At 41.7% G+C, this 403-nt stretch carries 1 tRNA gene; it reads left to right on the forward strand.

What is annotated here, in order from left to right:
• The first annotated feature begins 124 nt into the window (after nt 1–124).
• Nucleotides 125–200: transfer RNA gene (locus tag AYW76_RS18550), tRNA-Ala, on the forward strand.
• The last annotated feature ends 203 nt before the right edge of the window (nt 201–403 follow it).

A 403-nucleotide genomic window follows, 5' to 3' on the forward strand; every position in this document is an offset into this window, starting at 1 on the left:
CGTTCAAATCGGCCCAGACCCACCAGTATTTCAAAGAGTCTATCTCTTAAGATGCTGGTGTTAATAATGTTCAAAAATACTTGAATGTTATGACAAAATGTAGAAAATACGATGAAGTATTAGAGGGGCCATAGCTCAGTTGGGAGAGCGCCTGCTTTGCACGCAGGAGGTCTGCGGTTCGACCCCGCATGGCTCCACCACTTCATACGAAAATCTACTTCTTCGCAGTTCTGCGAAATCGACACAATTCAAAGCCTTAAGCAAGATGCTTGGACAGTTAATCGAGGGATATTATCCTATTCGATGTTGACTGATGACTCCTAGTCTCTGACTTAGTGCTTTGCACTAAACTTGCTCTTTAACAATTTAACTTTTTGAAATAGACGATAATCAAGCGTCAAAC

Origin of the sequence: Marinomonas gallaica, from assembly GCF_001639745.1 — a bacterium.
GTDB classification, from domain to species: domain Bacteria; phylum Pseudomonadota; class Gammaproteobacteria; order Pseudomonadales; family Marinomonadaceae; genus Marinomonas; species Marinomonas gallaica.